Annotated in this window: 12 protein-coding genes; 3 read left to right on the forward strand and 9 right to left on the reverse strand. The window is 34.8% G+C overall.

The features are described from left to right. Window positions 1-8: 8 nt before the first annotated feature. The 4 genes from cas6e to casA are packed head-to-tail and all read right to left on the reverse strand — an operon-like array spanning window position 9 to window position 4,702. Window positions 9-680 carry a type I-E CRISPR-associated protein Cas6/Cse3/CasE gene (gene cas6e / locus A9G10_RS07890; RefSeq protein ID WP_065558989.1) on the reverse strand — a complete coding sequence of 224 codons (672 nt, stop codon included), beginning with the start codon at window positions 678-680 and terminating at the stop codon, window positions 9-11. After that, the gene (gene cas5e / locus A9G10_RS07895; protein WP_065558990.1) at window positions 681-1,424 is read right to left on the reverse strand and encodes a type I-E CRISPR-associated protein Cas5/CasD; all 744 of its coding nucleotides are present in this window, start codon (window positions 1,422-1,424) and stop codon (window positions 681-683) included. Between the two features lie 12 nt (window positions 1,425-1,436). Next, window positions 1,437-2,501: a type I-E CRISPR-associated protein Cas7/Cse4/CasC gene (cas7e, locus tag A9G10_RS07900; protein WP_065558991.1), complete on the reverse strand. Its 1,065-nt coding sequence runs from the start codon at window positions 2,499-2,501 to the stop codon at window positions 1,437-1,439. A 5-nt stretch (window positions 2,502-2,506) separates the two neighbouring features. Then, on the reverse strand, window positions 2,507-4,702 hold the full coding sequence (gene casA, locus A9G10_RS07905) for a type I-E CRISPR-associated protein Cse1/CasA (RefSeq protein WP_065558992.1): 2,196 nt from the start codon (window positions 4,700-4,702) through the stop codon (window positions 2,507-2,509). An 871-nt stretch (window positions 4,703-5,573) separates the two neighbouring features. Here casA and A9G10_RS07910 point away from each other — a divergent pair. Together A9G10_RS07910 and frdD are read left to right on the forward strand one after the other, a co-directional pair. Next, window positions 5,574-6,011 (forward strand): hypothetical protein, encoded by a 438-nt coding sequence (locus A9G10_RS07910; RefSeq protein ID WP_065558993.1) that lies wholly within the window; start codon window positions 5,574-5,576, stop codon window positions 6,009-6,011. A 14-nt stretch (window positions 6,012-6,025) separates the two neighbouring features. Beyond that, window positions 6,026-6,382, forward strand: coding sequence for a fumarate reductase subunit FrdD (gene frdD / locus A9G10_RS07915; protein ID WP_065558994.1), 357 nt, complete (start codon window positions 6,026-6,028; stop codon window positions 6,380-6,382). 52 nt (window positions 6,383-6,434) lie between these two features. On the opposite strand, the gene A9G10_RS07920 is transcribed toward frdD, so the two are convergent. From A9G10_RS07920 to A9G10_RS07940, 5 genes are all read right to left on the reverse strand, one after another. Beyond that, the gene (locus A9G10_RS07920; RefSeq protein WP_065558995.1) at window positions 6,435-7,295 is read right to left on the reverse strand and encodes a hypothetical protein; all 861 of its coding nucleotides are present in this window, start codon (window positions 7,293-7,295) and stop codon (window positions 6,435-6,437) included. 66 nt (window positions 7,296-7,361) lie between these two features. Beyond that, window positions 7,362-9,080, reverse strand: coding sequence for a microcin C ABC transporter ATP-binding protein YejF (gene yejF / locus A9G10_RS07925; protein ID WP_065558996.1), 1,719 nt, complete (start codon window positions 9,078-9,080; stop codon window positions 7,362-7,364). After that, window positions 9,077-10,108: an ABC transporter permease gene (locus A9G10_RS07930; protein WP_065558997.1), complete on the reverse strand. Its 1,032-nt coding sequence runs from the start codon at window positions 10,106-10,108 to the stop codon at window positions 9,077-9,079. Before A9G10_RS07930 ends, yejF begins: the two co-directional genes overlap by 4 nt. After that, window positions 10,108-11,196, reverse strand: coding sequence for a microcin C ABC transporter permease YejB (locus A9G10_RS07935; RefSeq protein ID WP_065558998.1), 1,089 nt, complete (start codon window positions 11,194-11,196; stop codon window positions 10,108-10,110). The genes A9G10_RS07930 and A9G10_RS07935 overlap by 1 nt, the downstream gene beginning before the upstream one ends. A 1-nt stretch (window position 11,197) precedes the next feature. Next, entirely contained in the window at window positions 11,198-12,982 is a 1,785-nt protein-coding gene (locus A9G10_RS07940; protein ID WP_065559035.1) for an extracellular solute-binding protein, read from the reverse strand. Window positions 12,983-13,527: 545 nt separating this feature from the next. Between A9G10_RS07940 and cas3 the strand changes: the two genes are divergently transcribed. Further along, on the forward strand, window positions 13,528-16,221 hold the full coding sequence (cas3, locus tag A9G10_RS07945; RefSeq protein ID WP_218837362.1) for a CRISPR-associated helicase Cas3': 2,694 nt from the start codon (window positions 13,528-13,530) through the stop codon (window positions 16,219-16,221). The last annotated feature ends 106 nt before the right edge of the window (window positions 16,222-16,327 follow it).

Here is a 16,327-nt window from a genome sequence, read left to right on the forward strand (position 1 = left end):
CAAATATCCTATTGACAGTGTTTGATTAAAAATAGCCCACAGCCAAACCCTTTGCTTTTACCAATACCTTGATAGAGTGTAGCTAAAAATAGTTTTGGATCAGTAACAGTTAAAACCCCTTCAAAATCAACACTATTGTAACTAATCGGTTTAAGTCCTGACTTTTTATTAAGCAGATGTTGATTATAACTGATAACATTACAACAGACTGCCGAATGATCACTTTGTTGTAATGAAAATCCACGTTTTTCACTTTGCTTAATTAACCAATCTATAGCCGCTTGATATTGCTGAGCTTTGATCTCATTCGATGATAATCCCTGTTGTTTAGCCTGATACTTAGCGTTCATCATCACATCACAACGTTTTCCTTGTTTCATGACAACAGGATTGGCACGTAATAAAAAACTTAACTTCATTCCTGTTGTTAATTGCGGTGCATAAGGTTTTGTATCAACTTTAAATAACTCATGATTAGCAAGCGGTGCAACTTCAGATAAAAGATAAAACAGAGGTTTTTTAGTCTTCTGATCTTTATGAAATAAGAATGGACGTTTATTTTTATCAGGAAACAGTTGCCATAACCATTGATGCATAGCATATTCACCAGCAGACCACCATTTTTGTTGCATCACATAAGGAAGCCGTTCAAGTTTTAGCTCGACTTTCGAAAAATACATCTATTCGCTCCTTTTTAAGTGTCCTGTATATTGCTGACGATTGATAAATTGCCAACGCTTCCGATTAATGGGCTGATCTTGTCGAAGTTGTATTTTAATTACGTCAAAATGCGCTTCTTGATCAGGATGATCCCAATAGTATTCGTTAGCATCACTATCAATTAAATACTTTAGGACAGGATCAGATTGATGATATTGATGATAATGCTCATCAGCAAAGACAAAAGCATCACTAAGTAGCCCTTCATAAATTACGGGTGCTAATGGCAATGACAATGGCGAGTTTTTCCTGCCCACATAAAGTGGAAAGACAGGCGTTAATAATGCTTGCTTTATCTGATCTACAGAATAAGGAGCGCCTTTTGTTTCGGTAATAATAATTTGATAATAGACATCGTTGTAATATTCACGCTTTGAAATTAAAGTTTCAAGATCTTGAGGATTACGGCGTATTTCATCAAATCGTGTATAAAATACGTCTTTTTTATTCGCTTTTGGCATCTGATTAGTATGAAAATCACTAAACCAACGACTCTTATCAACAAAAGGGCGAACTGCAACATAATAATGCTGATTGAAAGCATTAATACACTCATCATTACGCCGAATACCTAATGCTGCCGCCAAAAAACCTAATACAGCCGAGCGGGAAGGAATAATATTGCTGTGGCGAACTTCGCCAACAGCCGGTTCCCCCCACGATGTGAGCGGTGCATAAATCTGAAAAATAAGATGTTTTATCATCTTGACTGCTCCTTATTTTTCCGCAACAAACTTTAATGCAGCTGCAAGTGTCCCTTCTCCACTTTCAATATTGAGTTTGTAGCGATCATCGGCACATTGACCATAAACTTGATCAAACTTATCCAATTGTTGCTCTAATCTTGTAATAGCATCATTCACCATATCTTGGCTACGGATAGGATTGAAGTAAGCAACAGCAAGTGAACGTGGTTGCTGAGTACCTTTTTCAATCAATAAATAAGAGGTATAAGCACGTGATGCAAAGCTATTTTGCATACCTGTAGGCGCCACTTTTGCAGCTGATTCGGTTAATGCTTTTAGTGTTTTTTCAACCAATGCTTCATCACCATTTAGGTTATTAAGGAGTAAATCACGACTAATACAGATATAAGTATAAAACAGTGCAGAGGCAAATCCACGTTGGCCTAAATGCCCTGAACTCGCATCTTTTTCTTTATTATTTAAATCATCAACAGCAGTGAAAAAATCATCTTCGATTGTGACTGAGCTAACTCCTAGAGCATGAGAAACCTGACAGGCAGCATCCACATTAAATGCAGGACTATCCGCTAACATTCGACCAAACAAGGCTATGTCAACACTGCTATTTTGTTTGCGTAATAGTTTAACTTCGTCATCTGTTGGAATCCTTTTTTCGCTAATTAATTGTTTAACTAACGAGGCAATTGCGTGTTGTTCATCGTTACTGATATGAACTAACTGTTCAATCTCGATATTAGTCAGCGGATCTTTTGGTGTTTTTTCATTTTTAAGTTTACCAAATTGTCCTGCAATTTTAATGGCACTTTCTTTGGCTATTTTTTCAGGAATTCCTTGTTCTTTCATTGGATTAAAAACCCAATCTCTTGCAAATCGACGTGAACGCACACCAATATGATCACTTAAATATTGATAAAAACAATCTGAGGTACGCCATGCTCTTTTTAAACTTTGAGAAGAAATCCGTAGACGATCGCTATTACCCATTACAGCAGTTTTAGGTCGTCCAACTTCATCACGATTTAAATTAGAAGGGGCATAAGCCGTTAGTAAATGTAATTGAATAAATGTACTCATATTAATTATTCCTTAGAAGTTTTTTTAGTTGAGTTATAATCCATTGCCCAACGAACAGAAAGACGTTTAAATGGATCAGAATTGGAAGGTAAATTTTGTTGACGTTCATGCCACTCTTTTACCCATAAAAAGATGCCATCAGCCAACGAAAAGAGATTGACACCATTATCACCACGTATTTTTATCGCTTGAATTAAACGACGACAAAACTCATCGGGCGTTTTGCTCGCTAAAAGTTGATCGAAACGAAAACGGGATAAAAAGTTACGTTCACCCCCTCTAACTTTTTCACTTAATTGTGCAGCAAAAGGCGCATTGTCATTATTGGCATTGGCAAACGAGGCTACCCATGTAAAATAAGCTAATGCTTCTAAATGAATCGGATCATCACAGGATAATGTACTATTTTTATCGAATAAAGCATCCTTCAAAATAGCATAACCTTCTTGTAACATTATTTTATGAAGCAACGTTGTACGACGTAGCTCTGCACGTAATTGTCGTCCATTATAAGTACCTCCATTAAATTCACATAATCGTTGTTGCAACATCGAAAACCAATCATCAATGATTTTTTTGTGATTTTCATTGAGAAGAATCGACTTTCTCATAAAGCTGTTTGACATCTTTTTCTCCATTTCACAAGCAAGGCTATTTGCTATTTTAATTTTCCCGAAATACGTAAGTTTAAAAAAATCAGAACACAACACTTCTCTGGCACTAATCTTAATATAATATTCTTGTTTCGTTTTATTATTTCTAAAGTGTTTTAAAGGTTGATTAGGATCGCCAAATGCGGCTTTATCATAGATTTGGATAATATAATGTAATAATGTCTTAGCCCAATCAACTAACAATGGTTGCCGACCACTAGAATTATCTTTTTGTTCAATTAATTGTTTTACCAATTGATAAAATGGCAATTCCGTTTCTTTCCAAAAGGCAATTTCAAGGATGACTGTCTGCTTATTGATTGTCGTCATCGCTTTACGCAAAATCGGTAATGTATCTTTACTGAGAGCTAAAGCTTGTGCGATTATCTCTCTTAAATCACTGTTAGGATCCGCCAAATCTGGGTAGACAGGGAATGTGTGTTCATACCAACAACGGGCTTTCATATTGTCGAAATCGTAACCAAAACACCATAAATGATAGTGTTGTTTATCTTTAAAGTTTCGATCAAGATGAGAGGTAACCACTCTAGCCGAATGCGTATCATCATTGGCACTCACCATACCTAACCAATCTCGATATATTAAGCCGCCCGGTTGCCCTTTAATGGCAAGTTGCTCACCTGTCTTTTTATCTGTTCGATAGGGTGTTAGTGGATGTAGCCAATGTTGATATTGAATGCCATAATTTTTGGTTTGATATTGGGTAATTAGTTGTGTTGAGGTTTCACCACAAATGTCACATTGCCCTTGCTCAGTTTGGTGAAAATCTAACTCAATTCGCCGAGGCATTCCCCAAAAAGCTTGGCAGTAATTAGCTTGTTCAGGAAATAGACTTAAATTTTTTGGTGGTTCACTGGTTTGCGTTGGCGCTAACCAAGGAAAAACTGATGCATCAAACTGCTGCGGTTTTTCTTCATCATCTAAAGGGATCACATTTAACCACAATTTTTTCCATAATGGAGTCGGTTTATTCAGTTCAGGCATGATTAAAGTCGTGATAGGTCCTCCACCACGCAAACTCACTCGATGTCCTTGACCACCCGACGGAGCATTAGTTTGCAAAGTGAATAGCGCCATAGCAGCACAGTGTGGGCATATTGCCTTGACGAAATCTCGTTTAATAAAGTGATCGGTATTTCGTTTTAATGCATTCTCGCCCGGGGCTTCAACCAATAAACCCGAAATAGGAACTTTATTCCCATTTAACGGTGCAAAATCTTGCATAAAAGAAGGTTTTGTTGCGCCAAATTGCATAGCAGTTCTGACTTGTTCAAACGCTTCGGTTAGTTGTTGTAATGAAAAACCATTATTCCAATATTTTCGCCACTCTGAATTATCTTCGGGTGATAGTGTTGTTTGTAATAAACCAATCAAAAACTGGTAAGCCGCACCTTGAAAATCAGGTCGAAAATAAGCTAAATCTGATATAGTTTCATCAACCAGTTGGCTAGGTTGAATTTTACTAAGATGACCATCGAAATGAACAACCGGTATCCATTTTTCGTCTAATAAAGATAAAGTAGACAAATTTTACTCCTTTATTTCATATAAAATCGATGTCATGATCTGACACCGATTATCGTTATGAGATTATAAAATAACACACAAACAGAATTAATTTATTGATTTTAAAAATGAATGTATAACTGTATTTTTCATTTTCATCTATTTTTTTAGTGAGTTTAAAAAAACAAGATAATTCGTTAAAACGTCCGTAATTTTTAGTTTTAGTCAGTAATTGATAAAAGAATTTTAGAAAATTCACATTATCTCCTTTAAAAATAATATTGTTAAAACATTAGCAATACATGTATACTCAAGGAGCACTAATCCATGGGGGTTACATGAAACGCCAAACCTGTTGGCTATCTTGTAACCAACCATGATTAATATACTACAATAAAAAATCATTGCAACAAAAAAATTAAAGACGGAAGATACGAATTAAAATTTTCTTCTCAAATTACTATCTCAGTATTGTTATGATATAATATTTAATGTTCCTTATATTAATAGGGTTAAACCAACGGAAGATAAAATTTACAATCAGTTCCCCACTATCGTGGGGATTTCCTATGTTAAAATCACCTAAACTTATTTAACCCAAAAATTACATATTTTACGATAAGTTAATGTTAAAAATGTGATCAAGCACAAATCTTTAAAAAATTTTCATTTAATAACTTGTATTGTTTGTTGATTTAATTTTTTTACTTAGCTTTCTAACAATTAAAATCACGCACATTATGTGCAACCTTAGAACGGTAAAATCTTTAACATTACTTATATTAAACTAGCGACATTAAGTCGGTTTGCCACTATAATTGCTTGTTAAAAGCTATTGTGAAACTGATATAAAAAGTAAAAGCTGGTAGATAAATCTAATGTTGAGAGAGTTATGAATTCTAAAAATAACACTAAATTTCCACTAAATAATCATCAAAATCCCCTAGACAATCCTCATCAGCTTGATAATGGGCAGGTAAAAACCAAAGTATCCTTGATTTTTTCGATCATTAGCAAAATAACGCCGTTTTCAATGTTATGGATCAGTTTTGTTTTAACTTATGGGGTAGTTTGTATGTATACGAATGCGGTTGGACAAGATGAGTTTTACCGCTTTATCTTCTTTTTACAAAAACCCGTTGTGGTCGTCCTTAATTGTGTAGCACTTTTGTCGGCACTGTTACATAGCATAATATGGTTTATCAAAGCTCCTAAAGCATTATCATTAACGACTGATAATAAGCAAACTCAAGCTTGGTTACTTATCGCCTGTTTATGGATAATCACAATTGCCGTATCAGTGTTATTAATTAAATTGATATTAAGATGAGTGGTGTTTAAATCATGAAAATTCAAGAATCAGAAACTAAACATTCGAATAATACTGTTATCAAAGGATTATATGCCTTAGGCGGTACGTGGGCAGCTGTTTTTGTTCCGGTTGTAATGATTATCATTGGATTGATTATTCCTTTTGGCGATGCTCAAACTCGTTCCTATATTTTAAAATTAGTTAGTAGCGAACCAGGTAAAATCTTTTTGCTGTTGATGATATGCTTACCCATTTGGTGCGCATTACAACAAATTTTAACTATTTTGCACCTGTTTAATATTCATCCTAAACGTGAAAAACTGTTAACTTTTGGTTTGGCGCTGGCTTGGACAATTCACGCTATTTTTATTTTGTTTATCAGAACATAAAAATTGAAATTGCGATTAGCGTTATTAGATGATAACGCTAATGGTTTCAAGATTAATAATAAGTGATTTGTCTAACGATGTTTACTTGCTTATCTGGTTGAAGTTTATTTACTCTATTTGCTGAAAGCCAATCTTTTTTATCATTGACGGTGAGTAATTGAGTTATATAGTTAGCTGACTCCTTACCGTCTGTAAAATTAGTAGATTGAATTGACGTTAAGCGATTATTTTCATATTGATAAGAAAAATCACTTTCATTGCTTAAACCATTACTAAATTGAGTCACCATTTTTGCGAGTTTTTGATCTTGATATTCATACGTAAATAATGAAACACCATTCAAATCATTACCGGTATAGTTACCTTGCTCATCCGTTTCTTTAAGTTGCCAATGCACATTTTTGTTAACCAAACAATGATTGGTATCATATTGATAACTATCATTTTGAATAAAAATAAAATCAACCGCTTTTTTAACTTGATGAGACTGAATAATTTTACCGTCTTTATCAGTCGTAAACTGGGTAATACTGTTAGTTTTATCTTCAAAATCTTCGATAATATTTTCCCAACCAGTATTTATTTTTTGGAGATGTTCAGAATATAATCGTTTATTTTGAGCTGAATACAGCTCATAATGACTTAACGTAATTAGTCCATTTGGATCATATTCTAATGAATGATTGGCATTCGTTTCATTCTCCTGCATACCTATTTTTTGGGTCGTTGTCGTTCTAATTTCTTGCTTTATTCCCTTTGCAGGTGTATCAAGATAATCATAAAGTTGGAAAATATAATTATTGGCTTCAACTTGATTTTGAGTAATATCATCACGACAATTCAGCGCTAAGACATTAGTTGAAAACAATATGGATAATGGTGCGATAAAAAAAGGTAGTCTTCGTTTTTGCATAATTTATTGATTAAGTTAATTTTAGATAATTTGTAAAAATGCGTGTTAATGTGTTAATTTTCATCATTACTCTTTTCGCATCAACAACGCGTCTGCCCAATTGACTTGATTTTTTAGTTTTTTATTTTCTTTTTCTTCTTGCTCATTGATTTTATCTGAATAAATCAGTGTTTTATTTTTTGCTTTTAGCTTCATCGGTTTATCGAAAAATGATAACAAGGTTTTTGTATATTCATTTTCGGGTTCAGAAAAAACTTTTTCACACAATCCTTGTTCGACAATTTTCCCTTCTTTCATGACAACAACATGATGACACATAGAATAGATTACGCTTAAATCATGACTGATAAAAAGATAACTTAGTTGATACTTTTGTTGCAATGATTTAAGTAAGTGGATAATTTGTTGCTGAATAGTATGATCTAAAGATGAGGTTGGCTCATCTAAGATGAGTAATTCTGGTCGTAAAATCAATGCTCTGGCAATAGCAATGCGCTGACGTTGCCCTCCTGAAAACTCTGTTGGATAACGAAAACGCATTTTTGGGTCAAGACCAACTTCAAGCATGATATCAATCACAGCCTGTTCACGTTCAGATTTACTTAGTTTTTTATAGGTTAACAATCCTTCACTAATAATCTGCTCAACATTAAAACGAGGGTTAAGCGATGAAAAAGGATCTTGAAACACCACTTGAATACGACTACGGAACGGGAGTAATTTTTTAGCGGTTAAATGATCAATATGGTGACCATCAAATAAAATATCGCCGTCAGATTTTATTAACCGAAGTATCGCCATTGCCGTTGTGCTTTTACCTGAGCCTGATTCACCAACCAGCCCCACGGTTTCCCCTTGATGAATGACAAAACCGACATTATCAACAATTTTTTTCTTTTTACTGCTAAATAAGCGTTTTTGTGTTGTTACCTCAACATTTAGATGATTAACACTAAGCAATATCCCCGGTGTTTCAGGTAAAACGATAGGTTCACCACTTGGTTCAGAGTTTAATAATGTTTGAGTATATGGATGTTGCGGACGTAAAAAGATACGTTGTTTATTATTATATTCAACGATTTGACCTTGTTGCATTACCGCCACTTTATCCGCTAATTTTTTTACAATACTTAGATTATGCGAAATAAATAGCATACTCATATTTAGTTCTGTTTTTAATTCTTTTAGTAACTGAATAATTTGCGCCTGTACAGAAACGTCTAAAGCCGTCGTTGGTTCATCAGCAATTAATAGTTTAGGATGTGTTAATATTGCCATAGCAATCATAACTCGTTGCCTTTCTCCTCCTGATAATTGATGAGGATAAGCTGACAATTTATTTTTAGGCTCTTTGATTCCAACCCGATCAAGATATTGCAATATTTCGCTTCTTGCCTCGTTACGTCGCATGCCTCGATGCAATGATAAAACTTCATAAAGCTGCTTTTCAACAGTATGCAATGGATTAAGAGATACCATTGGTTCTTGAAAGATCATACTGATTTGATTACCTCGTACTTTACGAAGTGATTTTTCACTGGCATGCAGTAATGAATTCCCTTCAAACAAAATATCCCCAGTTGGGTAAACTACTTGTTCTTTACGCAATAAACGTAAAATCGACAATGCCGTCACACTTTTACCCGACCCTGATTCCCCAACTAATGCGAGTGTTTCTTGTTCATGAATATCAAAACTGATATGACTGACCACTTGCGAAGTGAGATGAGCTTGTCTTTTAAATGCAATACTTAAATCTTGTACAGATAATAAAGGTAAACTCATTGATACACTCCTTTGTTTGGATCGAATGCATCCCTTACGGCTTCACCAATAAAAATCAGAAGGGAAAGCAACGTTGCAATAATTAGAAAAGCGCTAATGCCAAGCCAGGGGGCTTGCAAATTATTTTTGCCTTGTAGTAGTAACCGACCTAACGATGGCGAATCAATCGGTAAACCAAAGCCTAAAAAATCAAGCGATGTTAATGTGGTAATCGAGCCACAAAGAATAAACGGTAAATAGGTTAAAGTTGCCACCATGGCATTAGGTAAAATATGACGAAACATAATTTTATAATTTCTAACGCCCATTGCTTTTGCTGCACGGATATAATCAAAATTTCGTGTACGTAAAAATTCTGTTCTTACTATGCCAGCTAATGCCATCCAACCAAACAAAACAGTGATACCCAGTAACCACCAAAAATTAAGCGGTAAAATGCTTGCGAGAAGAATAATGACAAATAGGACAGGTAATCCGCTCCAAATTTCGATAAAACGTTGCCCAATCATATCGACTTTACCACCATAATACCCTTGTATAGCCCCAATGATGATGCCGATAATCGAGGTAAAAAGTGTTAAAAGAATGGCAAAAAACATCGATATGCGAAAACCATATAAAATATTAGCTAAAACATCAAAACCGGCATCTGTTGTCCCTAGCCAATGCAATGCAGAAGGTGGCGTCGGAAAGGTACTATTAGTATCGTAAATTAATGTATTATAGGTATAACGAAAAGGTGGCCATAACATCCAACCGTTTTGTTCTATTTTTTCTTGTAGTTGAGGATCTAAAAAGTTAGTTTGCGTTTCAAACTGTCCACCAAATTCAGTTTCTGGATAAAAATGAAAAATAGGTGAATAATAGTTATTCTGGTATTTGATAAAAATTGGTCTGTCATTAACGATAAAATCTGAAAATAAACTAATAACAAAAAAAATCAAAAATAGCCAAAGCGAATAATAACCACGACGATTATGTTTAAATCGTTGCCAACGTTGTTGATTAATAGAGTAGTGAGTGGTCATTAATTACGAGCCTCAAAGTCAATACGTGGATCAATCACCATGTAAGATAGATCACATAACAATTTAGTGATGAGTCCAATTAAGGTAAATATATAAAGTGAACCAAAAATTACCGGATAGTCACGTTGTATAATCGCTTCGTAGCCTAATAATCCTAGACCATTAAGCGAAAAGATAATCTCTATTAACAACGAACCGGTAAATAAAATGCCAACAAATGCAGCAGGAAAGCCTGAAACAATCAGTAAAGTCGCATTACGAAAAACATGCTTATATAAAATTTGTCTTTCGCTTAAGCCTTTAGCTCGAGCAGTAATGACATACTGTTTTCGAATTTCATCTAAAAATAGATTTTTAGTTAACATCGTCAACGAAGCAAAACCGCTGATCACCATAGCAATGGTTGGCAAACAGATATGCCAAGCATAATCCTTTACTTTTCCCCAAAAATCGAGTTGGTCAAAATTATTTGAGATCAATCCTCGAAGCGGAAAAATATCCCAATAACTGCCACCGGCGAACAATACAATTAATAAAACAGCTAGTAAAAAAGCAGGTATTGCATAACCAATGATAATTAACATACTTGACCAAAAATCGAATGCAGTACCATCTTTAACCGCTTTACGAATACCTAAAGGGATAGAAATCATATAAACAATTATCGTACTCCAAAGCCCTAAAGAAATCGAAACAGGCAAGCTTTTAGCAATCAATCCTAAAACCGATTCACTTTTAAAAAAACTATTACCAAAATCAAAGGAAAGATAATTTTTGAGCGTATCAATGTAACGTTCAAAAAGGGGTTTATCAAAGCCAAATTGTTTTTCAATCATCGCCACAACTTGGGGATCAAGTCCTCGGGCACCACGATAATTTGACTCATTTTTTTGATGCAATGACGACGATGCAGAACTTTCACCACCGGGTAACAAACTTTGTCCACCATTGGCATCATTTTCTATCATAGCTAAGGCTTGATCAACTGGGCCACCTGGTGCTACTTGCACAATAAAAAAATTGATCGTTAAAATGACAAACAGTGTTGGAATAATGAATATCAATCGACGAATTAGATAATTGAGCATATCAATGTTCCTTATTCTTAGATAAATTAGCTGCTTTATCAGCATCATACCACCAACTATCCACGCCTATTGCATAAGTGGGTTGGATGTCTGGTTGCCCAAATTTATTCCAGTAAGCATAAAATGTTTGGCTATTATACCACATGGGGATCATGGGGTATTCTTGAGTAAGAATACGATCAAGCGCTCGTCCTAGTGGAATTAGTGCTTCTTGATTATCGACATTCTTGGTGATTTCGGCGATGATACCGTCAATGGCTTGATTATGTAAACCTGACCCATTCCATGACGAATTCAAATACTCACTCCCCCAAAGAATCATCAGATCCGACGTTGGATAATTCACTGCCCCATAATTACGAGCCATCATATCATAATCACGTTCTCGCATACGGCGTAAGTGCTGAGCCGAATCTAACAACGTAATTTTCATTTTAATACCTAGTTGTGCTAAGCTTTGCTGAAATGGAATAGCATATTTAATATCTTCACCAAGGTAAGCAATAAGTTCAAATTCAAACGGTTGCTTTGTTTGTGCATTGACAAGCACGCCATTTTCAATTTTCCAGCCAGCTTGATTAAGTAATTGAGTGGCTTTTAATAAATTTTCACGATTAAAGCCCATCCCGTCACTTCTAGGCAATGAATAAGTATCACCAAAAGCACGTTCGGGGATAATATCTTTATAGATATTAAGCCATTTTAGCTCTTGTTCGGTAGATATTCCTTTTGCAGCATAAATTGTATTTTCAAAAAAACTGGTTGGTCTTTTATAACTGTTATAGTAATAAGCACGATTTAACCACTCAAAATCAAATGCTAACGTAATCGCTTCACGAACTTTAATATCTTTAAACAGATCTTTTTGTAAATTAAAGGCTAACCATCTGGTATCGGTGGCAGTTTTTATCGGCTTTTCCTGCTTGATGATATCGTTTGTGTCAAAATAATGGCCTTGATATTGTGTAAACCAATTTTTAGGTTGAGACTCGCCCCGAAAATCATATTCACCGGCTTTAAAGGCTTCTAATGCAATACTGCTATCCATATAGTACTCAATACGTTTTTCATCAAAATTATCTAACCCTTTATTAACAGGTAAATCTTTTGCCCAATAGTTAGGATTTCGCTGATAAATTACATACTGCCCCATTTTATAATCGCTAATATAGTAAGGCCCACTGCCAACCGGTGGGGTCGTTAAGGGTTCAGAAAAATTAAGATTTTGCCAAAAATGCTTAGGAATAACTCGCATACTGCCGACAAACGAAAATAATTTTTCACGATCGGATTTTGGCAATTCAATACGAACTCGATAAGTATCTAGAGCCTTTACCGTCACGCCTTGATTATAGACTTTATATTGAGGCACACCTTCTGTCATAAATTTATGAAAGGTAAATTCCACATCTTCAGCAGTTATTGGCTGATCATCTTGAAAACGCGCATTAGGATTAATTAAAACCTCAGCCCAGCGGTAACTATCAGAATAAGTAATCGACGTTGCTATCAATGGATAAAAGCTAGTGATATCATCTGCGGTATTCGTAAAAAGGGTATCATATAGTGCACCTGAATTTTTTTCGGGCGCACCACGACTGGCATAGCGATTGAAATTATCAAACGAACCAATCTCAGCTAGTTTAATAATTCCACCTTTCGGCGCATTTGGATTCACATATTCTAAATGTTCAAAATTGTCAGGATATTTAGGTTCGCCTAATAACGAAAAAATAGTTTTATGATAAATCTGTTCGTTCGTTTGAACGGCGTTGCGCACTGCCATTTGCTGACGACTATCTGAAGACTGTTCAGCTGCTTGTGACGCTTGTTGAGTTATTTTGTCTTCTGTTTGATTGGCATTAACAGATTGAGGAATAATAACAAATCCACTCATACAACAAGCAATGAGTACTGATTTTATTTTGGGTTTGATTTGACGAATCATCCTAATTTAATTCCTGTTTTAATCAATTTTAAATTTATTTGTTAGCGCAAAATTTTATTGTCATCGGTAATGACTAAAATTATTTACCCTCATCATTTAAAATATTCTATTTTGCAAAACTACAATTAAGTGAGCAAAATCTAAATATTAGCACTAAATTCACCCTGTACAACAACCATTATAATCTGACTAATTAATTAATCATCAAAAAAGTTTAACATTTACTTTATGTTTCAGTATAAAAGATTTTGTTTCATTTTTATACTAAACAGATTATATTAACAAACTAAATTTTTCAAAATTTAATGAAAATTATTAAGTTAAATAAGTTTGTATAAAAAAACGGACTAAAACAGTAGCAAAACAATCAAGGAATACATTTAGTGACTCAGCCATTTTATCAATATTGGGGCAAATACCATCAAAGTTCTGACAACAATAGTTATCACTTACTTGCTTACCATAACTTAGATGTCGCCGCGTGTGGTTATCAAATAGTTAAACAAAATTTATTTAACTCTTCACAATTATTTGAACAAATTGGTTTTTCTGCGAAAGATATCGATCAAGCAGCGCTTTGGTTTGCTTATTTTTTAGCTTGGCATGATATTGGTAAATTTGCGAATGGATTCCAAGCATTATTTAAACACAATCATCCGCAGCTTGTCAGCGTCGATCCATCTAAAAGCTATAATTCCAGACATGATTCGCTTGGTTTTTGGTTATGGAATAACTCACTTAAACACCAACCAAACCTCAAGCTTGAACAACATAGTGAAGATATTGATGAATTATATGACACATGGCTGCTTATTATGACGGGACATCATGGCAAGCCACCAGAACGAGGTGCAGATGGTAATTTATCATTTAATGAACAAGATAAACAATCGGCTTTAGACTATATTATCGCACTGAATCAATTGTTTATTGTCGATAACAATCTAGCACACTATGCTTGTCAATTTTTTGACATAAATTATCATAAAAAATTAAAACAAATAAGTTGGTTAATTGCGGGTTTAACCGTAATTAGTGATTGGCTTGGTTCAAATGAACAATTTTTTCCGTTTTGTTCACAGCCCATGCCACTTGATGAATATTGGCACAATCATGCGATGTTGAAAGCAGAAAAAGCCATTGCCACTTTACCAACAGCATCGCCAATCACCCCTTTTAGTGATATTAAAAATTTGTTTCCTTTCATTGAAAAACCAACACCACTACAGCAACAAGCGTTAACCTGTCAACTTTCTGATAATGGTGCAGAGCTTTTTATTATGGAGGATGTGACGGGTGCAGGAAAAACGGAAGCGTCAATGATTTTAGCCCATCGGCTTATGACAGCTAAAAAAGCACAGGGTATATATATTGGCTTACCAACGCAAGCAACAGCTAATGCTATTTATCAACGTACCGCTCAAGTCTACGAACAATTATATCAAGCTGATAGCCATCCTTCGCTGGTACTGGCTCATGGGTCTAGCTATATGAATCCGCATTTTACTCAAACAATTTTAAATCACGATGAAATTAGCCAGCAAAAATACCCTAAAGGTGAACAATCGGTGAGTGGAGAATGTAATGAATGGTTTGTTGATACTCGAAAAAAATCGTTATTAGCTGAAGTTGGGGTTGGCACGTTAGATCAAGCATTAATGGCAATTATGCCTTTCAAACATCAATCGTTACGTTTATTAGGATTACGCCATAAATTACTGATATTAGACGAAGTTCATGCTTATGACAGTTACATGGTAAAATTACTCGAAAACTTATTACATTACCATGCGTTACAAGGTGGCAGTGTTATTATTTTGACAGCAACATTACCTTTTTTTCTGCGTCAAAAACTACTCGATGCCTTTTATAAAGGCTTAATTGGCAATAAACAAGCTTTAAAATTAGAACAGTCATTACCTTTTCCACTCATGACACAGCTTAATCATAACGGCTTAGTTGAACAAGCGATTGAAACCCGACAAGAAGTTAAACGCCAAGTAAATATCGAATGGATTAACAATTTTGAAGCAGGAATAGACAAAATCAGTAAAGCAATACAACAAGGTAAAATTATTTGTTGGATCAAAAACAGTGTGCAAGATGCAATTAGTCTATATCAACAAATTCAACTCAATTTACAACTGGATCATACACAAATCCTACTTTTTCATAGCCGTTTTGCGTATTGTGACCGTTTGGAAATTGAAGAAAAAACATTACAATGGGCTGGAAAAACATCGAATCATCAAATTCGTGCAGGAAAAGTCATTATAGCAACGCAAGTGATTGAACAATCCTTGGATCTTGATTTTGATGAAATGATCAGCGATATTGCCCCGATAGATTTATTAATACAACGAGCTGGACGTTTACAACGCCATATTCGCGACAAACAGGGTAATATCAAGTCATATGATGTAAAAAATCAATCGTTTGATGAACGCCATCCCCCTACCCTAACCGTGCTTGCCCCAGATTGGCAAGCTGAACCTAAAGCGAATTGGCTTGACGAACCAGCCTTTCGAAATACCAGTTATGTTTACGCTAATCCGGCTCATTTATGGTATACCCAAAAGACACTATCCGAGCAAGGTTGCATTAAAATGCCGGATGATGCAAGGCAATTAATCGAATCCGTTTATAAACAAGGTCTTGAACCACCAGCAGGATTACAAAAAGGTTATTATGGTGCTCAAGGGGCTAATTTAAGTAAATCGTCAATCGCCAATCAAAACGTATTAAATTTGAATGAAGGTTATAAACGTGATCCAAAAATGGGATGGGATAACGAAGTCGAAGTGGCGACTCGTTTATCAGAAGATAGCGTTGATATCTATTTAGCTTATCAACAAAATGAAAAAATTATTCCTTACTCTAGTCATAGTGAATACGCCTGGGAGCAAAGTCGAATTTCGCTAAGACGTGCAAAATGGGAAAAAATTAAAAATCAGATCCCTCAACTTGATCAAACGAGTTTAGAAAAACTCAGACAACAAATACATAGACCAACAGCGATAATTGTTTTACTCAATGAAAAATCAGACTTTTATTCTAAAAAATTGGGGTTTATCTAGGATAAAATTTTATTCGATTACGGTACTTATTCATTTTGACGTATTTTTTAATAATTATCTGTTTACTGATCAAAATAGGTAAAAAGGAAGTATGTATTAATTGTTT

Source organism: Gilliamella sp. wkB308 (assembly GCF_001690185.1).
Taxonomy (GTDB): Bacteria; Pseudomonadota; Gammaproteobacteria; order Enterobacterales; family Orbaceae; genus Gilliamella; species Gilliamella apicola_I.

Coding starts and splice junctions, on each gene's coding strand:
- cas6e (WP_065558989.1), bottom strand. CDS start 680: ATGTATTTTTCGAAAGTCGAGCTAAAACTTGAACGGCTTCCTTATGTG.
- cas5e (WP_065558990.1), bottom strand. CDS start 1,424: ATGATAAAACATCTTATTTTTCAGATTTATGCACCGCTCACATCGTGG.
- cas7e (WP_065558991.1), bottom strand. CDS start 2,501: ATGAGTACATTTATTCAATTACATTTACTAACGGCTTATGCCCCTTCT.
- A9G10_RS07910 (WP_065558993.1), top strand. CDS start 5,574: ATGAATTCTAAAAATAACACTAAATTTCCACTAAATAATCATCAAAAT.
- frdD (WP_065558994.1), top strand. CDS start 6,026: ATGAAAATTCAAGAATCAGAAACTAAACATTCGAATAATACTGTTATC.
- A9G10_RS07920 (WP_065558995.1), bottom strand. CDS start 7,295: ATGCAAAAACGAAGACTACCTTTTTTTATCGCACCATTATCCATATTG.
- yejF (WP_065558996.1), bottom strand. CDS start 9,080: ATGAGTTTACCTTTATTATCTGTACAAGATTTAAGTATTGCATTTAAA.
- A9G10_RS07930 (WP_065558997.1), bottom strand. CDS start 10,108: ATGACCACTCACTACTCTATTAATCAACAACGTTGGCAACGATTTAAA.
- A9G10_RS07935 (WP_065558998.1), bottom strand. CDS start 11,196: ATGCTCAATTATCTAATTCGTCGATTGATATTCATTATTCCAACACTG.
- A9G10_RS07940 (WP_065559035.1), bottom strand. CDS start 12,982: ATGGCAGTGCGCAACGCCGTTCAAACGAACGAACAGATTTATCATAAA.